General features: G+C 71.0%; 17 protein-coding genes and 1 pseudogene. 7 read left to right on the forward strand and 11 right to left on the reverse strand.

The features are described 5' to 3' along the window. Positions 1 to 96 precede the first annotated feature (96 nt). Positions 97 to 333: a hypothetical protein gene (locus tag C2142_RS33635; RefSeq protein WP_148646575.1), complete on the forward strand. Its 237-nt coding sequence runs from the start codon at positions 97 to 99 to the stop codon at positions 331 to 333. Positions 334 to 639: 306 nt separating this feature from the next. Here C2142_RS33635 and C2142_RS33640 read toward each other — a convergent pair whose 3' ends face one another. The 8 genes and pseudogenes from C2142_RS33640 to C2142_RS33670 form a co-directional block, all read right to left on the reverse strand. Beyond that, the gene (locus tag C2142_RS33640; RefSeq protein WP_148646576.1) at positions 640 to 888 is read right to left on the reverse strand and encodes a hypothetical protein; all 249 of its coding nucleotides are present in this window, start codon (positions 886 to 888) and stop codon (positions 640 to 642) included. Positions 889 to 1,270: 382 nt separating this feature from the next. After that, entirely contained in the window at positions 1,271 to 1,891 is a 621-nt protein-coding gene (locus C2142_RS33645; RefSeq protein ID WP_148646577.1) for an RCC1 domain-containing protein, read from the reverse strand. Continuing rightward, positions 1,888 to 2,610: a 2OG-Fe(II) oxygenase gene (locus tag C2142_RS33650; RefSeq protein WP_241002931.1), complete on the reverse strand. Its 723-nt coding sequence runs from the start codon at positions 2,608 to 2,610 to the stop codon at positions 1,888 to 1,890. The genes C2142_RS33645 and C2142_RS33650 overlap by 4 nt, the downstream gene beginning before the upstream one ends. Beyond that, the gene (locus tag C2142_RS33655) at positions 2,607 to 2,990 is read right to left on the reverse strand and encodes a tail fiber domain-containing protein (RefSeq protein WP_153882839.1); all 384 of its coding nucleotides are present in this window, start codon (positions 2,988 to 2,990) and stop codon (positions 2,607 to 2,609) included. Before C2142_RS33655 ends, C2142_RS33650 begins: the two co-directional genes overlap by 4 nt. 68 nt (positions 2,991 to 3,058) lie before the next feature. Further along, the gene (locus C2142_RS33660; protein WP_148646580.1) at positions 3,059 to 3,601 is read right to left on the reverse strand and encodes a hypothetical protein; all 543 of its coding nucleotides are present in this window, start codon (positions 3,599 to 3,601) and stop codon (positions 3,059 to 3,061) included. Next, entirely contained in the window at positions 3,598 to 5,232 is a 1,635-nt protein-coding gene (locus C2142_RS33665; protein WP_241003321.1) for an aminotransferase class V-fold PLP-dependent enzyme, read from the reverse strand. The genes C2142_RS33660 and C2142_RS33665 overlap by 4 nt, the downstream gene beginning before the upstream one ends. 75 nt (positions 5,233 to 5,307) lie before the next feature. Continuing rightward, positions 5,308 to 5,622 (reverse strand): annotated as a pseudogene (locus tag C2142_RS40775) (transposase); the annotation flags it as partial. Next, complete coding sequence (locus C2142_RS33670) at positions 5,550 to 6,554, reverse strand: hypothetical protein (protein ID WP_148646581.1); 1,005 nt, start codon at positions 6,552 to 6,554, stop codon at positions 5,550 to 5,552. The pseudogene C2142_RS40775 and the gene C2142_RS33670, both read right to left, overlap by 73 nt. A 417-nt stretch (positions 6,555 to 6,971) precedes the next feature. On the opposite strand from C2142_RS33670, the gene C2142_RS33675 reads away from it, so the two are divergent. Next, entirely contained in the window at positions 6,972 to 7,109 is a 138-nt protein-coding gene (locus C2142_RS33675) for a hypothetical protein (protein ID WP_153882840.1), read from the forward strand. 186 nt (positions 7,110 to 7,295) lie between these two features. Here the strand turns inward: C2142_RS33675 and C2142_RS33680 are convergent, their stop codons facing one another. Together C2142_RS33680 and C2142_RS33685 are read right to left on the reverse strand one after the other, a co-directional pair. After that, complete coding sequence (locus tag C2142_RS33680) at positions 7,296 to 9,977, reverse strand: glycosyl hydrolase (protein ID WP_148646712.1); 2,682 nt, start codon at positions 9,975 to 9,977, stop codon at positions 7,296 to 7,298. 266 nt (positions 9,978 to 10,243) lie between these two features. After that, on the reverse strand, positions 10,244 to 10,405 hold the full coding sequence (locus tag C2142_RS33685) for a hypothetical protein (protein WP_208693244.1): 162 nt from the start codon (positions 10,403 to 10,405) through the stop codon (positions 10,244 to 10,246). A gap of 906 nt (positions 10,406 to 11,311) precedes the next feature. Between C2142_RS33685 and C2142_RS33690 the strand changes: the two genes are divergently transcribed. The 3 genes from C2142_RS33690 to C2142_RS33700 all read left to right on the forward strand — a co-directional run bounded on the left by C2142_RS33690 (position 11,312) and on the right by C2142_RS33700 (position 14,221). Beyond that, on the forward strand, positions 11,312 to 12,109 hold the full coding sequence (locus C2142_RS33690) for a MerR family transcriptional regulator (protein WP_148646583.1): 798 nt from the start codon (positions 11,312 to 11,314) through the stop codon (positions 12,107 to 12,109). A 298-nt stretch (positions 12,110 to 12,407) separates the two neighbouring features. Then, positions 12,408 to 13,793, forward strand: a complete 1,386-nt coding sequence (locus C2142_RS33695; RefSeq protein WP_148646584.1) for a SagB family peptide dehydrogenase — start codon at positions 12,408 to 12,410, stop codon at positions 13,791 to 13,793. Positions 13,794 to 13,867: 74 nt separating this feature from the next. After that, on the forward strand, positions 13,868 to 14,221 hold the full coding sequence (locus C2142_RS33700) for a hypothetical protein (RefSeq protein WP_148646585.1): 354 nt from the start codon (positions 13,868 to 13,870) through the stop codon (positions 14,219 to 14,221). 87 nt (positions 14,222 to 14,308) lie between these two features. Here C2142_RS33700 and C2142_RS33705 read toward each other — a convergent pair whose 3' ends face one another. Then, positions 14,309 to 15,229, reverse strand: a complete 921-nt coding sequence (locus tag C2142_RS33705) for a cupin domain-containing protein (RefSeq protein ID WP_162002618.1) — start codon at positions 15,227 to 15,229, stop codon at positions 14,309 to 14,311. 426 nt (positions 15,230 to 15,655) lie between these two features. On the opposite strand from C2142_RS33705, the gene C2142_RS33710 reads away from it, so the two are divergent. Together C2142_RS33710 and C2142_RS33715 are read left to right on the forward strand one after the other, a co-directional pair. Continuing rightward, entirely contained in the window at positions 15,656 to 16,666 is a 1,011-nt protein-coding gene (locus C2142_RS33710; RefSeq protein ID WP_241003322.1) for an LLM class flavin-dependent oxidoreductase, read from the forward strand. A gap of 78 nt (positions 16,667 to 16,744) precedes the next feature. Next, positions 16,745 to 18,064 (forward strand): NtaA/DmoA family FMN-dependent monooxygenase, encoded by a 1,320-nt coding sequence (locus tag C2142_RS33715; RefSeq protein WP_148646588.1) that lies wholly within the window; start codon positions 16,745 to 16,747, stop codon positions 18,062 to 18,064. Positions 18,065 to 18,094: the final 30 nt, after the last annotated feature.

An 18,094-nucleotide genomic window follows, 5' to 3' on the forward strand; every position in this document is an offset into this window, starting at 1 on the left:
CCCGGAGCCGGGTAGGACTGCTCGGTCTGCGTCATAGGTGTGCGCTCCCCCCAGGGCGTCTGCACAGCGCTTCGTCCAGCATACGGAGTGTTACCGGTGCCCGAGCCGGATTCCGCCAAGGCACCGCGCACTCTGCTGGACCATCATTTTGCGGAGGCGGTGGGCCTGTTCGGACAGCCGGCCCACCCCTTCCGCGACGGCGCCTTCCGTAGTAACAACGACGCCTTCCGCATAGCCATCGGCAACGACGGCTGGGGGCGCCGCGGGTCGCCCGAGAAGACCTTGCAGGTCCTCCTGTGGGACGACACCAACCGCCCCCTACCCCGGGCCTGATCGACCATCCACGGTAGTCAGCGAAGGTCAGCAAGGCACCCGGGGGGCCACTGAGGGCACGCCCCGCCACCCCGCCCCGCGCCCAGGGGCTGTGCCTGGGGCCAACTTGTTGCGTGTGCGCAGGTGTCAGCAGAGATAGTCGAGGCAGTCGGGGCCGGCGGCCTCCCCGCCGGTACGACGCGACGTGCGGACGCGAGCGCCGCCGCTCGCCAGTGGGCGGGCGGCGGCGTGGTCCGGGCCGGGCCGGGCCGGGCCGGGCCGGTGCACTCGACGCCGGGCAGGGCCACCCGGCGTCCACCCGGCAGGCTAGTAGAACAAGACGGAGAGGCGGGCGGTGTTCGGGGCGACGTCACAGAAGTAGGTGACCGCCTCCCCGCGGGTCACGTAGGCCCGGCCGGCGGCGTCGCACGCGGCGCCGCTCGGGTACATGCCGATGTAGGTGTATCCGGTCGTCCTCGTGGTGGACGCCTGGGCGGCGGGGGCGGCCATCAGGCCGCCCGCAACCGTCAGCAGTCCGGCCAGGGCCATGGTGGAAACCGCTTTGCGCAGTGCCATGTCGGTGTCTTCCTCCCTTGGGCGAGCACGCCGGAGTCCGCTTCCCGGCGTTCGGCTGCGAGCCTTCCGGAATCCCGGATTCGAGGCAATGGTAGAGACCAATTTGGCAGGAAACAGTCGATCACCGCGGCTCGCCCGACGCCGGCCGGACGCCAACCCCGTGGCGTCCCCGTCGAGTTGCCCACGACCGAACCGGTGGGCTCCGCTCTCCCGCCCCACCCGATTCGATGGCGTACGGCGGCACGCCCACCCGCTTCCACGGACGCCCGGCCACCGCCGCCGCGAGCCGGCCACGGACCGCCCGCTCCCGGGGCCCTGCGCGAATCGGCCGGACGATCACTTGCCGGCAGGGCCCGCACAGTGCCCCGCGCAGTCGTCCGCCTTACGCCGGCCCGGTCCGTGGGTGTTCGGCTGCCCGATCCCCTGCCCGCTCGTCGTGCCGGGGCCGGCCCGGCCGTCCGAGGGGCGGGTTTTCAGGACCGGACCAGCGCCACGGAGTGGTTGGAGGCGGTGGCGATGGCGATGGCCCCGGCGAGCGGTTTGATGCACGGCGCGGTCTGCCCGATCGCACAGACCGGACCGGGGTCGAGCGGTCGGTGGTGGTGCCGTCGCCGAGCAGGCCGAAGCTGTTCGAGCCCCAGGCGTGCACGCCACCGTCGGCGCGCAGGGCCAGGGTCTGCGAGCCGGCGGCGACGGCGGTCAGGCTGCTCTCGAAGGTGCCGCACGGCGCGCTCAGCCCGACGGCGCAGACCCGGACCGGGGTCGTGCTGCCGGACGTGGTGCCGTTGCCGAGCTGCCCGCTGGAGTTGTACCCCCACGTGCGGGCCGTGCCGTCGCTGCGCAGGGCCACGGTGTGCCCGTAGCCGGCGGCGGCCCGGGTGACACCGTTGAGGAAGCTCGTACAGGGGGCGCTCGCCCCCTGGGCGCAGACCTGCACCGGGGTGGTGCGGTCGGTGGTGGTTCCGTCGCCGAGCTGTCCGAGGATGTTGCTTCCCCAGGTCATGACGGTGCCGGGCGGTTCGCGGGGTCAGGGCTGCACAGCCAGCCGTTGACGGCGAAGCGGCTGTCCGCGTGCTGCTTGCCCGGGCAGCCGACCGGCCGCACCTCGTGCCAGGCGGTGGGCCGGAAGAACACGATGCTGTCGTGCTCGGGCTCCCAGTCCCGCCAGGTGCGCTCCCGCCACTTCCCGGCGGTGTCGGTGTGCAGGGGCAGGGCGGCGTCGAACACGCGCAGTTCTCCGCCGCTGAACGGTCGGGGCGTGCGATGCAGGTAGTACACGAACGTGAGTAGGCGCCGGGGGGCCAACCTCACGTCGGTGTCCTGATGCGGCCGGTAGAAGTCGCCGTCGTTGTGCACGTTGAGGCCGTATTCGGGTTCCGTGTGCCGGCAGGAGACTCCAAGGGTGTGCTCGACCGCCTCCAACACCTCGTCGATGGCTGCCATCAGCTCGGGCGCGGCGAAGTCTCCTCGCGACCGGGACCGGCGGAAGTCGGGGACCAGCTCCTGGTCTCGAATCGTGGAGGGCTTCAACGTGTCGTCTGCGGAGGCGATGGCGCGCTCCAGTAGGGCGCCGGCCGTCTGCTCGCCCAGGAACTGGGTGATGCGGCAGACCGTCACCGGGAGCCGCCAGATCGCGTCCGCACTCACCGGCGACCGCCGGTCCACCGCCTCGGAGGGGCCCGTCAGGGTGTCGTGTCGTGCTGCGGTGTCCTGCGTCGTCATGGTGTCCTGCCTCTTGGATCGCGATGCGTGTTCGCTTCTCGTAGCCGATCCACCTCGGCCGTGAGCTCTGCCACGCGGCGGTGCAGTGCCTGGACGCACACCAGGGCGACGCCGAGGCCGTCGACGACGGGGATCTTGGTGTCGTCCTGGTTGAAGCCGAAGGCGGCGTGCCAGTCCTGGGCCATCGGCCCGAGGTGGCGCACGTCTTCGGGCTCCCAGAGATAGCGCCAGGTACTGACGGGCAGCGCGGCCACCGTCTCCAGAACCGCGTAGCCGTTGACCGCACCGACCGCACCGACCGCACCGACCGCACCGACCGCACCGACCGCACTGACCGCACCGCCCGCACCGACCGGAGCCGCGGCGCCGCCCTCCCGCACACCGGGCGAAGGACGGTCCGGGGCACCGTGGTTGGCCGCTCGGCACCGCCGACCGAAGATCCGCATCCCTACCGGCTCCAGTCGACCGGGACCACGTCCTGCTTGAGCCCGCGGTCACTGCAGACGGCGCACGGATTGCCCGGGAGCCCCGGGCCCTGGTCCGTGCCGATCGTGATCGCTCCGTGGGCCCCGGCCGGGGCGTGGATGCCGTCGCCGACCATCGCGGCCTCGTAGCCGCCCAGCAACTCCTGGAGGGTTCCGGGGCCCAGGTTCTCCGGAGCGGAGATCGCGGCGATGCCGTCGTAGTCCGTGTAGGCCGTTCCGAGCGTCCTGCCGCCCATCGTGGCGAACACGATCTTCGCACCGCGGATGGGCTCCCCGGTCACCGCGTCGGAGGCCATCGCGTTGATGTTCTCCAGTTGCAACTGGGTGACGTTCAAGGTGGCCTGGCTGGCCGTGAGCCTGGTCGGCTTCAGGTTGGGGCAGTCCGCCCCGCTGCTGCACGACGCGGGCGACGGGGTGGTCGCGGACGCGGTGACACCGCTGCCCGCGCCCAGTGATGCCAGGGCCGCGGCCATCACCGCGACGGTCTTACGGCCTACAGAACTCATGTCCACTCCCGCGGGAACTGCCCGAGCGTGGATCCGCGCCGGCCCATCACGGCCGGGGACGGCCTGGGCGCGTGCAGGACGCGACGGGTGCCGCCCCCTCCGGACGACGCGGCCGAGCGTATCCACGCCCATCCGGCCCAACCAGCCGACAACCGCGAGTTCGCACCATCTGATGAACGGTCGGCGCGGCGGTGACGAATGCGATCGACGCACACAAACCAATGAGCGATCGCCGGGAACCACGCCGTCACCGGCTCACCCCCGCATGGAACCGTCCGTCGACCACCGGGTTGGTGTCCGTGTGCGGGCCGCGCCCGTAGGGGAGTTCGACCAGCAGCATGGCCCCTCGCAGATACTGGTGTCCTCGTTCCGAAACGGTCGGTGGCCTGCGGGTCCGTCGGGGTGTGGCCGCAGGCAGGCCTCAGCGATGGCGAAGTGTCGCAGGGCCTCGAAGCCCTCGGGCAGGTCGAGGCGACCCTCAGGTCGACCGCGTCGACGACGTAGTCCCGGACGGTGTCGGACATGAAGTACGGAAAGCTCACGCGCGTCCAGCCGGGCTTGATGCCCTCGTGGCCCCGCACGACGATCTCGTCGCGCAACGCCGCCGAGTGGTCCTCCCCGATCCCGAGCAGCCGGTGCCCGTAGGGGCCGGCGCACGAACAACCCCCGCGGGCCTGGATGCCGAACAGGTCGTTGAGCAGCGCGACCACGAAGTTGTGGTGCAGGTAGCGGTCCTCGTGCCGGACGAGGAACGAGACGACCGGCAGGCGCCGTACGTGCATGGCACCGAGGATGACGATGTTCGGGTTGTCCTGCCAGCGGTCCAGGACCGCTTGCCAGGCCCGCTCCTCCCTGGCGTGGATCAGCTCGGCACCGACCGCCTCCTTGACCTCGAAGGCGAGGCCGGCACGGATCGACTCGACGATGGCAGGGGTGCCGCCGCCCGGCATGGTGGGAACGCGGTTGCAGACGAGGTCCCCCCGGACGACGAGCACCCCCGGGGACTGCGGGCCCCCGACGAACTTGTGCGGTGACAGGAAGACGGCGTCCTTGTGGTCGCCGCGACCAGGTGCCGACTCGGCGGCCCGGATCGGCAGGTACGGCCCGGCCGTGGCGAAGTCCCAGAAGGACAGCGCTCCATGGGCGTGCAGCAGGGCGGCGATGCGGTCGGTGTCGGTGAGGATGCCGGTCACGTTGGAGGCGGCCGAGAAGCTGCCGATCCGGAGCGGCCGGTCCGCGTGGCGGATGAGTTGGGCGCACAGGTCGTCCTCGTCGATCCGGCCGTCCGCGTCCAGCTGGATGACCACGACGTCGGCGACCGGCTCCCGCCAGGGCAGCTCGTTCGAGTGGTGTTCGTAGGGGCCCACGAAGACGACCGGGCGACGGTGCGGCGGGACGGCTTGCGCGGGGCCGTGCCGCCCGGCCGGGCTCTGCAGCTCCAGGATGCCGACGAGCTTGTTCACGGCGGCCGTGGTCCCCGACCCGCAGAACAGCACGACGTGCTCGTCGGTGCCGCCGACCGCGCGGTGGATCAGCCGGCGGCCGTCCTCGCGCAGGCGGGACGTCTGCAGTCCCGTGGCGGAGCTCTCCGTATGGGTGTTGGCGTAACGTGCCTCTATGTGGTTCGTCAAGGAAATCGGGCTGTATCCGGGATCCGTGAGCAGGCAGGATGGCGGGATGCCGGATCTGCTGTGGGACGACGTCAGGAAGTAGGCCCGTGAGGCCGGGTCGCTGAGCGAGGCGAACGCGGCCAGGAAGAACGCCCGTTTCAGCTGCTTGTTGCCCCGGCGGGACGGTTGCTCGCCGCGTATCGAGGACCCGGAACCGCGGGTCGCCGGGGCGAGCCCGGCGTAGGAGGCAAGGTGGGCGGCGGTCGGGAACGCTCCGGCGTCGCCGACGTCGATCAGGACGCGGGCACCGGTTCTGGTCCCGATGCCGGGCATGGAGGTCAGGACCTGTGACAGCGGGTGCTCGTCCAGCAGTTCCTGGATCCGCTTCTCCAGGAGCTTGCGCTGGTCGAGGACAGCCCGGCACCGCGCAGCAGGCCACGCGCGCGTTCAGCGCCACGCCGGTTGCGTGCAACGGCGGCCACATCCGGCCCGACCGCGGGAGGTGCAACTCCCGCGCAGCGTCGGCAGATGGTGCCACCACCCGCCACCGGATCCGCGCAACGCGCGCATTCCCCCACCCCACCGGCAGCGACCCCAGGCGCTATCACCGCCACCGGCATCCCCCGCTCCAGACGTGCCCGCACGAAGCCCGCCGGCGCCAGCACATGCGAGGGCAGACCGCCCAGCAGCGCCTCCCGCAGCCGCCCCACGTCCGGATCGCGGGCGAGCCAGTCCGCCACCAGCGGTGCGAGGTCCAGGACTTCGACCGCCCCCAACCGCAAGCGCCGGTCCCGGGCAGCCAGCCGCCCGAGGATTCCGGCCGCAGCGGCCCGGGCCTCCCCGTCGGCGCCCTCATCCTCGGCCGCCTCCGCCGCCGCGCGGGAGGAGGTGTTCCCCTCGCTCTTCTCCCCCTTGGGGGAAGTGCCGACCTCCCGGCCCTCCCCCTCACCGAGTGCCGGGTTTCGGACCGCAGTGTGCCAGGCCGCCTCGATCTCGTCCGCCTCCGTCAGCGGCACGCTGGTGACGAGGACGCGGGTCGTCCACGTGCCCTTCGTCGGGTGCTGGGAGCGCCGGACGTGCAGGAAGCCCTCCTCGATCAGCTGCGCCCGCGCCCCGGCAACGGCCGTGCGCCCTTCGGGCATGCGCTTGCCGATGGTGAGGACGGTGTCCCGACTGCCGGGCGGCAGCGACAGCGCCCACAGCAGCAGCGTCTTCGCCGTGGCCCGCAGCCGCGGGTGGCGGACGATCTCGTGTGACGCCCGTACGTAGCGTTCGGGCGCGATAAAGTGAACGTGCATGAGGAGTCCTGACTCCCTGTGCCGGACCCCGGGGTGTTCCAGCACCGCCGGGGTCGACTATTGGTCTGTAGCCGGACGGTAGCACGCGGTGACCACCCCCCGCCCCTGAATCCGGAATTCCGCCTGGGCCACGTGAAGTGGCGTCCGCCGAGCTCTCATCGGGGATCAACTGCGGACCGTGGACCGTTGAACCGGGCGGCACGGCCGTCAGTCACTCACCTCCGGAGACACGCGACAGCATGGTCAAGAAGACCCGTCCCGATTCCTTCCCCGTTCCCGTCGTGGGTGCGGATCCCGTCCAGCTCCGTTACAGCTAACTCGCCATCGCCGCCCACGAGGACCCCGGACCGGTCGGCAGCCACGGCTCGAACGTGTACTACGCCGTCATCGGCCCGCGGGGACTTTGGCCTGCAGGCCAGTTGGTCAAGGCGGCACTGAAGGTCCAGGGGGGAGACCGCCCAGTTGCGCAGCGACCAGCCGCACTCGGCGCTCCCGGTCCTGCGGGCGTTCGGCATCCATTGCGTCCAGCGGGTGCGGTGGGTGGACGACGAGACGTACCTGGAGTTCACGAAGCCGCAGAGCGCGGGCAGCTCGTTCTGACCGTCCTCGCCAGCCCATAGCGCTCCAACTCCCCACTCGTCAGCCGACAGGCCGACGGCGTGCCGTCCGCCGGCCTGTCGGCGCATCGGGCCTTCCCCTCCCCCCAACCGAACCGGCTCCGACGCCGCTGCCCGGCTCGGTCGCGGTGAGCGGGCCGGGCAGCGGGGCGGTCACGCGACCAGCGGATCAGTCGTCCGTCTCGTCGTAGCGCCCGTGACCGAGGCGGCGCAGGTCGAAGGACCAGATGCCGCGGCCGAAGGTGGCGGCGTAGAGCTTGCCGTCGGGGCCGGTCTTCAGCTGCTGAACCGAGGTGGTGGGCAGGTTGCGGCCGAGGACGCGCCAGTCGCTGGTACCGGGGGCACGGTAGAAGGCGGCAAGATCGGTGCCCAGCGCCAGGCCGTCGTTGGGGAGGATCTTGACCGAGGTTGCGGGGACGTCGGGCAGGTTGGCCGAGATGTCGGTCCAGGTGGCGCCACCGTTACGGGTCTCGAACAGGTGGCCGACGCCCGCGCCGGGGCCCTCGGTCCAGGTCCGCGAGAAGCCGTTGAAGGCGACCAGGACGTGCTGGGCGTCCTTCTCGTCCACCGCGAAGGAGGAGATGTACCGGTTCGGCAGGGTGCCGTCGACGGGCAGGTTGAGCTGGTGCCAGCCGGTGCCGTCGGTCTTGCCCACGGCGATGCCGCGGCTGAAGCCGACGTTGTTGCAGGGTCCGCACCAGCCCGCGTACACCGTGCCGTCGACCGTCGCGACGGCGGTGGCGACGTGGCCGTCACCGAGGTCGTAGGCGGAGGTCCACTCGCTGCCGCTGCGGATCGCGTAGCCCTTGTGCTGCACCCAGACGTGCCGGCCGCCGGCGATCCAGGTGTTGCCGTCCTTCGGGTCGCTGGTGATCGGCGCGATGAAGCGGGCCGCGCTGGTGTCCTTGTCCGGCGGGGCGACCTCGTAGGAGGTGGCCTTGCTCGGGTCCTTCGTCCAGCTGCCGTCGTTGACCGCGCAGTTCTGGGTGACCCACATGTCGAGGTAGACGTACTCCTCGGCGATGTTGCAGCCGTTGGCCGGGTCGACGAGGGTGTCTGCGCCGTCGCCGCCGAAGTTGGAGCCCATCACCTTGTCGTGGGCGCGCAGGATCGACTGACCGTTGTCCTGCAGGCCGCCGCTGACGATCACGCCCCGGCCCGAACGGTCCGCCGGGTCCTTCCCGACGCCGACCGAGTAGTACTGCAGGGTGTCGATGGTGCCGTCGTTGAGCGGCGTCCAGTCCTTGGCGTGCCCGTACGCGTCCAGCTGCCCGTTGGTCGGGCGCCGGTAGATGCCGCCGTCGTTGCCGACGTAGACGGTGGCCTTGCCCTGGTAGCTGCCGAAGGCGACGGCGTGCTGGTCGGAGTGGGTGGTCGGCGAGCAGTCGCCGGTCTGCTTGGCCGGGTCGATGCTCCAGCACGGGAAGCCGTTGTTCCAGTACGGCCCGACGGTGGCCCACGTGGTGCCGCTGTCGGTGGTCTCGAAGACCTCCTCCAGGCCCGCGTAGACGTGGTCCGGGTTGGCCGGGTCGACCTGGAGAAACTGGTTGTACCAGGCCTGGATGCCGGGCTGATAGCCGGCGTCCTGCAGCGCGGAGCCGGAGTTCTTCAGCTTGTCCTTGTCCGCAATCTGGGTCCACGGGCCGAACGGCGAGCCGGACTTGGAGACGTAGATGCCCTTGAGTCCGGTGTCCGGGTCGCTCGCCATGACCGCCGGGGACTGGTCGATCGCGTAGTAGCGCGAGCCGTCCGCCGAGCGCGCGAAGGTCACGTTGCCGACGTTCGCCGCATCCGTCGGCAGGTCCCCGAGGGAGCCGACGCGCTGCCAGGTGCCGTCCGCGGCCTTGCCGTAGAAGCCGTTGTAGGTGTCGCCGCTGCGCCAGCCCACCGCCAGGACCACCTTGTTCGGGTCCTTGGGATCGATCGCAATGTCGTTGGCGATGTTCTTGTATGGCGCGGCCGGGTCCCCGGCCTTCGAACCACCCGGCAGGTACTCCGGGTTGGGCGCGAACTCCATCGTCCACGGGCCCGAGAGCGTGGTGGCGGAGTGGCTCCAGACTCCCCGGCTGGTGGCCGCCCACACCTTGCCGCCGCCGAACCGCAGCGCGTGGATGATGGTCGACTCCAGCTCGGCGCCGCCCACCCGGTTGCCCGGCTGGAACTCACCGTGCTTGGGGTCGGAGAGCACGTACACGCCGGTACCGACGTACGAGGTGGCACCGGTGTTGGACTCACCTGTGGCGTACCAGAGCCGGCTGCCCGCGTCGAGGTTCAGGGTGCCGGTGGACAGCGTGGGCAGCTTGTCGGCGATCGGCTCCCAGTGGCCACCGCCGGTGCGGGAGCGGAACACCCCTCCGTTGGCCCCGCCCGCATAGACGTAACCGTCCTTGTCAGCCGCGATGCCGGTGATCCGGCCCGTCACCAGCCCTGAACCGCCACTGGAGTTGGAGTTGACGTCGCGGTAGCGCGGGTCGTCCGAGTTGTACGGCTTCTCGGTGACGTGGTCCCAGGATCCGGCGGTGTGCGGCATCGACTGGAGCTGCGCCCAGGCGGCGCCGTACGCGCCGGGCGCGACGATGCCGGGGGCGGTGCGCGCCTCGGTGTACTGTGCGGTGCCTTCGGCGGAGTTCTCGGCCTCGTCGCTCTCGTCCTCGCCGCCGCCCTCGGCCTTGGACTTGGCGGTGAACGCCTGGTCTGCGGCGGCCTTGCCCCGGATCTTCTGGGCGTGCTTCTGGCCGGTCTCGGTCAGGCGCTGGACGGGCACCGGCTTGGCGCCGGGCGCCGCCGGTGCGGGTGCGGCCAGGGCCTGCGTGGTGGTCAGTCCGAACGCGGTGAGCGTGACGGCGGACATCAGCAGCCGTCGCCGTTGCCTCTTGGGCACGATGCGGTCCTCCCCATAGGGCCGGTCACACGCGGTCGCGCGCCCCGGCGAAACAGAGTGAAGCCTGACGGCTGTCATGTCACCGCGGGAAGTGGGCTGCGTGTAATGGGTGATTAAAGATCCTCCCTGCAGCAGCAGTTGGGGAGCATCTGCGTCGGACTGGGACGGGGGAAGGGGCCCGGCCGGCAGTGCCGACCAGGCCCCGGCCCTGCGGACTCGTCCGCTATTGGGCCGGCTCAGCGCCGACAGAACCACGTGTAGGGGTTGCGCGGATCCGTCAGACCTGCGGAGGCGCCGGCGCCGTACTGGGTGACGCACTCCTTGTTGACGTCGATGCCGACGCTGTAGCCCCACGGGGAAGTACACCGCCAGCTGTAGGCGTTGTGCTGGTCGGTCACCACCGCGCGCAGTCCGTAGCCGGGGTATTGCGTGTTGCACCCCCGCTGCATGTCCACGCCGCCCAAGGTGCCGGCGGAGGCAGTGCTCGCCCCCAGCGCTCGGCAGCTCGCCGACCCGGCTGAACTTCCGGCTCTTTCGGAGTGCACCGGGAGCGCCCGGACGGCCGCCTCACGCCCGGCGCGGGCGCCTTGAGGGCGCACAAGGGCTCTGGCTTTGTCCCGCCCCGCCGTCCAGGCCGCCGCCGACGACACCCTCTTCCCACAGGAACCGCTCGGAACCGAGCCAGGAATCAGGGTCGAGAAGCTCTTGGGGGCTGTAGCTGCTGACGTCAGCTCTTCGCCCTGCTCGACCGACGTTCAGCCCATGGGGCACGCAAGCCTTTCGACCGCGTTGCGGAGGTCCTCCTGGGCGCTGCACTGGCCGTTGAGGGCAGCGGAATGCTGAGGGTTGACGAACCGCACATAGTTGGTCAGTCGGTTCAGGACGGACACGGTGCCCAGTTGGAACTTCAGGAACCAGTGGTGAACCCTCCTCGTCGCCGGGCCACCGGGGACCCGGGGGTCTGCGGGTGATGCGCGGCCCAGACATCGCAAGGGACGGTGATGAGCGAGGGGACTCACGACAGAGCGAAAGGGTTTGACATGACTCGCACTTGGTTGATCACCGGCGCGTCCCGGGGCTTCAAACGACGCCTGACCGAAGCGGTTCCGAAGAGCGGAGACCAGGTTACGGCCACGGCTCGGAGGCCCAGGGCAAGACGAAGCGGGCGGTCCTGCCTTCGGTGTGCCGGGTGCGGGGCGGGTGAACCCGGGGGCGTTCCGGTCCGTGAAACAGACTACCGGGGCGTGATCTTCGCGGCTTCCGACGCAGCCCCACCGCACCATGGCACTACCGAGGAGCAGTAGATGGAGCCGACTCCCCCGCAGGACGCGCCCCACTCCGATCGTCCGGACGCGTCCTACACAGTCGAGGAGATCTCCAGACTGGTGGGGATGTCACCGCGCAACATCCGTGCCCACCAGTCCCGCAAGCTGCTCCCGCCGCCGGCCCGCCGGGGGCGGATCGGTTACTACAACGAGACCCACGTCCGTCGCCTGCGGCACATCGTGCACCTCCAGCGCCAGGGCTTCAATCTGGTGTCCATCGCGGCCTTCCTCGGCGTGGGCGACCGCGATGACGAGGAAGCCCGGCTCGCCATCGCGGTCAGCCGGGCCGTGCGTGACCAGCCCGCGGTGTTCTACTCCCTGAACCGGCACGGCATGCTCGGCTGGGAGGCCGACGGCACTGTGACCGTTGCGCGGCCGGCGGTGTACCGGGCGACGATGGACCTCGTCCGGACGGGCGTCCCGCCGGCGACCGCCCTGCGGTGCCTGGCCCGGTCGCTGGACCGGATCGCCGGCGCCGCCGAGGAGTTGGTCGCTTCGTCGAGCACGGAACTCCTCGCCGGCGCCGCCGGAGAGCCGGGCACTCCGTCGGACGCGGTGCCCGTCGCCGGAGCACCTGTGCCCGCAACGGGACTGGCTGCTGCCAGGGCCGGCGGACCGCGGACCGCACGACTCACCGAGGGGTTGGTGGAGTTGCTGGTGAGCACGTTCAGGGCCGCCGCGGAGGACCGGGGCCGTGAGCTCGTCACCGAGTTGCTCACGGAGGCCGGTGGTGGCGACAGCTGGGTCGAGGAGCACCTGGTGGTCGAGAACGGGTAGACGCGGCCCGGGTCGTGCCGGCCACTCCCGGCCGGTGGCACGGTTCCGTGCAATGGTGAGCCGCTTCCGGGCTCGATCCTGTTCCTCTCTATGGACGGCCGCATCGCCGACAATCCGTCACTGTCCCTCAACGATGCCGGAGTTACGGTGTGGCGGCGGCTGGTCCTGGATCTCCACAGCCCTGCCGACGTGCCGCACGGCCGTCCCAGTACCGGAAGCATGAAGGCCAGTGAATCGCACAATCCCCCTGCCAGGCGCGGTGAAGACCGCGAGCTACCGACTCCGCGTCGATGCTCGGTTGACCGAGGAAGCGGGCGGATCGCTCGTCCTCGAACAGTCCCGCTACCGGCTGCGCCTGCCCGGGCTGGAGGCAGGACGTCGCGCCGTGCTGCTACGGATGGCGGAGACCTGGCTGAGTGACCTTCAGATAGCCCAGCTCGTGGCCGGGTTGGAAGGCGAATCGCGGCTCCTGCCGACCCAGTTGCTGGTGCGCCGGCTGCTGCTGCATTCCTGGTTGGAACGCCGGGTGTCCGTCGGAGCCCGTGCCGTGCTGGACGTCGTGCCCCGCCGCATCGGCGTCCAGAGTGTTCCACCGCAGCGCCGCCACCGGCCCGGAGCGGTCTACCGGATGTCCAGGTTCGCGGTGCTGCGTGCCGAGCAGGGCCGGATGGTGGCGTACTCGCCGCTCAGCACCGTCGGGATCAGCTGCCCCCGGTTCCGGCTGGCCGCCGTCCTGGCCCGCGCCTGTGCGCAGGAGATCGGGCTCGGCGAGGTGGCCGAAGAGCTGGAAGTCGACGAGTCGGCCGCGGGGTTCCTGCTGGACGAGTTGCTCTCCGCCCGCCTCCTGCTGCCCTCCGAGGAGGCCGAGACCGAGACCCGTGCGGCGCCGATGGCCCTCTGGTCGGCGGAGGAACTCTGGCTGCACGACCGCTCCCGCCCGGAGCGCCACGCGGCCCCGATCGGCGCGACCGACCGCTTCCGCGGTCTGCCGGAGGCGGACCTCGGGCGGACGGACACCGTCGACGGCCGCCCCTCGATCGATCTGCCCGCACCCTCGTACGTCACCCCGGCGTCCGGATCGTTGTCGACGGTGATGGCGAGGCGCCGCAGTGTGCGTCGCCACGATGCCAGCCGGCCGGTGACCCTGGCCCAGCTCGGCGAGTTCCTCCACCGGGTGCAGCGCTTCGAACTCCGTGACCGTGAGGGCGTGGTGACCGGCGTTCGGCCCTACCCGAGCGCGGGCGGCCTCGGCGAACTGGAGGTCTACCCCCTGATCTCGCAGTGCGATGGCCTGCCCGGCGGCCTCTACCACTACGACTCGGCGCGCCACCGTCTCGTGCTGGTCGCCTCGCCCGGGACGGAGACCGAGCGGATGCTGTCGTTCGCCCGTGGGACGGCCACCATGCCGGGCCCGCCGCAGGTCCTGTTCGTGATCACCGCCCGGGTCGGACCGCTGATGCGCAAGTACGAGGGGATCCCGTACACGCTGGCGCTCAAGGACGCCGGGATCCTGACCGCCTGGATGTATCTGGTCGCCACTGACATGGGCCTGGCTCCCTGCGCCCTCGGCGCGGGGGATGCCGCCTCCTTCTCCGCCCTGACCGGCCTGGACACGCTGGCCGAGCCGGCCATCGCCGAGTTCGCCCTCGGCTCCTGCCCGCCCGAAGGTCAGGCGCCGGAATGAGCCTGCGCAGACGAGTGGTCCCGACCCGGCAGAGCGCGCATCCCCCGTTGCACCAGAGAGCAGAGGACCGAGCCATGCACTCCACCGAACGCACCGCCTTCGCCTCCGGCTACAGCGCGGCGGTGGCCGCCGTGTGGTCCGATCCGGGCCAGGAACGGCTCCTGGCCCAGGACCCGCGCGTCCTGCTCGCCGAGCACGGCATCCGAGTGCCGCCGGGAACGACCGTGGTCGTCGACCGTGACCGGCCCTCGGCGCCGGAGGTGCTGGACGAGCAGATCCGGTCGTGGGAGGAGGCGGCCGTCAGCGGCCGGCTCACGCTGTTCGTGCCCCGTCCTGATCGGTTCGAGGCGCGGGACCTCTCGGAGGAGGAACTGGATTCGCTGGTGGCCGGCGTGGGCGTTCAGGGCTTTCCGGAGATTCCCTTCTGACACGCCGGGTGACCGCATCACGGAGGTGCGAGCTCCGGGGCCCCGTCCGCAACGGTCCGGCCCCGGTGCCCACCCACCGGTGCGGCGTCAGTTCCGCAGGGCTGCCGCCAGGTTCGTCAGCGTGCGGTGCGGCTCGGGTGAGGCGGCACCGGTCCGCGGCTGCGGGACGGTCTCCACGGCGGCGCACAGTGCTTCCGGGGTGAGTCCGGCCAGCCGCTCCCGGTAGTGGTCGAGCAGCGCCGCCGCGGTCCGGCGCAGCTCCACCGGGTCCACCGGGAGGGGAGGCAGGTCGAGCCCGTCGTCGAGGTGGCGGGTGAGGGCCGTACGCAGGTCGGCGGCGCCGGGCTGCCGGACGGTCAGTGACAGGTGGAAGGACAGGCCGTCGGTGTGACCGACGGCCGAGTGCGGTGCACCGCGCGGGATGTAGAGCACCTCGCCGGCGTGTGCCGTGGCCTCCAGTTGTACGGGGCCCGGGTCCGGCTCGGGGCCCGCCTGCCAGCGCCCGTCGTCGGGGATCGCGTGGATCTGCCACCTCTTGCTGCCGTGCAGCTGGAGCACGAAGACGTCCGCGTCGTCCCGGTGGGGGCCGAACCCCTGCTGCCCGGGCGGTGTCACGAAGAGGAAGGCCTCGACGCCGCGGCCCAGCTCGGCCCCGAGGCGGTCGACGAGTGCGGCCGCCCCGGAGTGCCAGTGTTCGATGTTGCGCATCAGCAGGGTGGCGCCGGCATCGAGATGGTGCATCACCTTGGCGGTGTCGGCGTAGCCGCGGAAGCTGCGGTCGATGAGGTGGTGGGCGCTGGTGTAGTCGCCCTGCTCCAGTGCCTTGCCCTGGGAGACGAGTTCGAGGTAGGGGATGCGCAGCAGACCTGAGGCCAGCACGGCGTCGACGTCCGCCAGGGTGACCGGTGGGGCGAGCGGTGCGGGCGGGCGCAGCAGACAGGCCTCGCGACGCCATGCCGTCGCCAGGAACGGTGCGGGGTCGCCCACCAGGGACCGGAGAGTTTCCATGCGGGGAGTGGCCTTCCGTAGGTGTCTTCCGACGGAAGGGCGCGGGGAGTTGCCGGCAGCCTCTTCCCGTACATTCCGCCTCTCGGCGAGACGATTCGAACCTAGGGCTCGTCGAACGGGCGGCGCAAGGATCATCCGACGCTTGCTCGGGTATCGGCAGGGGTAAAGCCGAACCGTTCCACCGGATCGTGCCGCCGTTGTTTTCGGAGAATTTCACGGCATCAATCGATGCAATCCTCCAGGGAATTGATCCATGAATCCGTGCTGCCGACCTGATTTCTTGTCGCCGTCGGGCGGCTGCACTAGGGTGGCGCAAAAAGACGGACGGTCCGGATTCTTCACGCCGCGTCCTGTGCTGGTCGTACGAGCACCGCCCGGCTTGTCGGCGGAAATACGTGACATTGGAGTCGCCCCGTGTTCCTGGGTGTGGAGATCGGCTCACCGGAATCCTCACGGCCCGCCGCGTCCGACTGCGCGCGCGCTGCGAAACTGGCCGAGCGGGGATCGTTGGTCTTCGTGACGTTGGACGAGACCCTCACGTCCCGGGCGGACTCCGCGCCCGCACGGCAGCGGCTCGCCCAGAGCAGGTTGAACCCGGTGGCCGCGCTGGCCCACGTCGCACCGCAGACCACGTCGATCGGGCTCGTCGCGACGGCGACCGTGACCCATGTCGAGCCCTTCCACGTGTCAAAGGCCCTGGCAACGCTGGATCATGTCAGCGCCGGGCGCGCGGGCTGGTGCGTGCGGGTGTCCACGAGCGCCGAGGAAGCACAGCTCTTCGGGGACCGCTCACCCCGCGACCTCCCCGGCCTCTACGAGGAGGCGGCCGAGTTCGTCGAGGTGGTCTCGCTGCTCTGGGACAGCTGGGAGGACGGTGCGGAGATCCGCGATGCCGCCACCGGGAGGTTCCTCGACCGGTCCAAGATCCGCGCCGTGGACCATCAGGGCAGGTACTTCCGGGTGAAGGGTCCCGGGATCGTCCCGCGGCCGCCTCAAGGGCACCCGGTGATGGCGGTGCGGATCACCTCGGACGACGATCTGCCGCTCGCAGCCCGTGCGGACATGGTCTTCGGCGGCCTTGAGCAGGTCGTCGGCGCTCGTCCGAGGCTCGGGGGAGGAACCAGGACGATCGCGGACCTCTTCGTGAACTGCCGCGGGCTGCCGGCCGGCCAGTGGGCGTGGGGGCTGGGCAGCGCGGTCGAGACCGGCGGAGTCCGCGACTTCGCGGACTTCCTCCAAGCGCGAGCGCGGACGGGCCTGGTGGACGGGTTCCGTCTCGTGTTCGCCGAGGTGACCACGGAGCTGGCCCGCTTCGTGGACGAAGCCGTCCCCGAACTGCGCACGCGTCGGCTCGTCCTCCCCTGGGGCGAGGACTGCCGCAGTTTCCGTGAGCGCCTGGGGCTGCCGCACAAGGCGCCCAACAGCATGGTCCCGTAGCCCGCCGGCCGCGCGATCCGCCCTCGACCACGGTGCGGCCGGATTCGCCGGACCCACCAACACGCTAGGAAGCCCGCAGTGAACCTTGGACGGCGCCGACTCCACCTGGGCGTTCTCTTCCCGGTCAATCCCACCACGACGGTGTGGAAGGGCGGCCGGCCGGGCAGCCAGATCGACTTCGCCGCGATCGCCCAGCTGGCCCGGACCGCCGAGCGCGGCCGGTTCGACTACCTGCTGCTCGCCGACGATCTCCGCCTGCCCGAGCGGAACGGCGAGGTGACCGAGATCGGGGTCGCTGGTCGGCACGATCTGCTGACGATCCTCTCCTCCGTCTCGGCCGTCACGGACAGACTGGGCTTGGTCGCCACCGTCAACACCACGTTCAACGAGCCCTATGACATGGCTCGTCAGCTCGCCACCGTCAACCACCTCTCGGGTGGGAGGTTGGGCTGGAACGCCGTGACGACGCCAGACGCCTGGGTCGGGCAGAACTTCCGTCGCGGCGGCTTCCTCCCGCATGCCCAACGCTACGAGCGCGCCGCCGAGTTCATCCGGCTGTGCCGCTCGATCTGGGCCGCCGACGGGACCGCCGGCAGCGTGCCGCTGGCCCACGAGGGACGTCACTTCCACGCCGGGGGTCCCGCGGCCACCGCGTACGACGGCGTCGAGCCGGTCCTGATGCAGGCGGGGGACTCGGAACAGGGAAGGGAATTCGCCGCCGCCCACGCGGAGGTGATCTACAGCAGGAAGAGGGGCCGCGCCGGCCGTGAGTTCTACGCCGACGTCAAGGGCAGGCTGGCGCGACACGGCCGCGGCCCGGGGCAGCTGAAGATCATGCCCGCGATCACCTACGTGGTCGGGCAGTCACGGGCGGACGCCGAGGAACTGGCGCGCACGAGACGCCTGGACATCGTGACACCGGAGATGGCGATCTACTACCTGGAGGGGCTCTGGGGACGCGACCTCTCCGCCTGCGACCCCGAAGGCCCGTTGCCCGACATCGCCCCGGACCCGGACGGCGCGGCGTTCATCACCGGGAGACCTACCCGCATGGACGCGCAGTGGCGGGCCGACCGAGTGGCGTTCCTCCGGCAGGTCGCGGAGTCCAGGGGGCTGTCGATCCGGCAACTCGTCGCGTTGGTCACGCACACGAAGGCGTTGGCGGGCACCCCGTCCGACATCGCGACCGAGATGATCGACGGCGTCGAGGCCGGCGGCTGCGACGGCTACATCATCGTCCCCGACCAGGCCCCCGGCGGGCTGGACGACTTCGTGGAGCACGTGGTGCCCGAGCTCCAGTCCCGTGGAGTTCTCCCCGCGGGGTACGAGTCCGGCACGCTCCGAGGCCATCTCGGTCTGCCGGAACACCCCCGACAGCCGGTGGACCGGGGTCGATGACACGGATCGCTGTCACCGTGGAGCGCTGCC

The sequence above is a fragment of the Streptomyces sp. CB01881 genome (assembly GCF_002953255.1).
In the GTDB taxonomy this organism is placed as follows: domain Bacteria; phylum Actinomycetota; class Actinomycetes; order Streptomycetales; family Streptomycetaceae; genus Kitasatospora.

Bases quoted from the DNA above. Each gene is read 5' to 3' on its own strand.
- C2142_RS33650 (WP_241002931.1), bottom strand. From the start codon at position 2,610: ATGACGACGCAGGACACCGCAGCACGACACGACACCCTGACGGGCCCC.
- C2142_RS33640 (WP_148646576.1), bottom strand. From the start codon at position 888: ATGGCACTGCGCAAAGCGGTTTCCACCATGGCCCTGGCCGGACTGCTG.
- C2142_RS33680 (WP_148646712.1), bottom strand. From the start codon at position 9,977: ATGTCCGCCGTCACGCTCACCGCGTTCGGACTGACCACCACGCAGGCC.
- C2142_RS33660 (WP_148646580.1), bottom strand. From the start codon at position 3,601: ATGAGTTCTGTAGGCCGTAAGACCGTCGCGGTGATGGCCGCGGCCCTG.
- C2142_RS33700 (WP_148646585.1), top strand. From the start codon at position 13,868: ATGCACTCCACCGAACGCACCGCCTTCGCCTCCGGCTACAGCGCGGCG.
- C2142_RS33645 (WP_148646577.1), bottom strand. From the start codon at position 1,891: ATGACCTGGGGAAGCAACATCCTCGGACAGCTCGGCGACGGAACCACC.
- C2142_RS33705 (WP_162002618.1), bottom strand. From the start codon at position 15,229: ATGGAAACTCTCCGGTCCCTGGTGGGCGACCCCGCACCGTTCCTGGCG.
- C2142_RS33690 (WP_148646583.1), top strand. From the start codon at position 11,312: ATGGAGCCGACTCCCCCGCAGGACGCGCCCCACTCCGATCGTCCGGAC.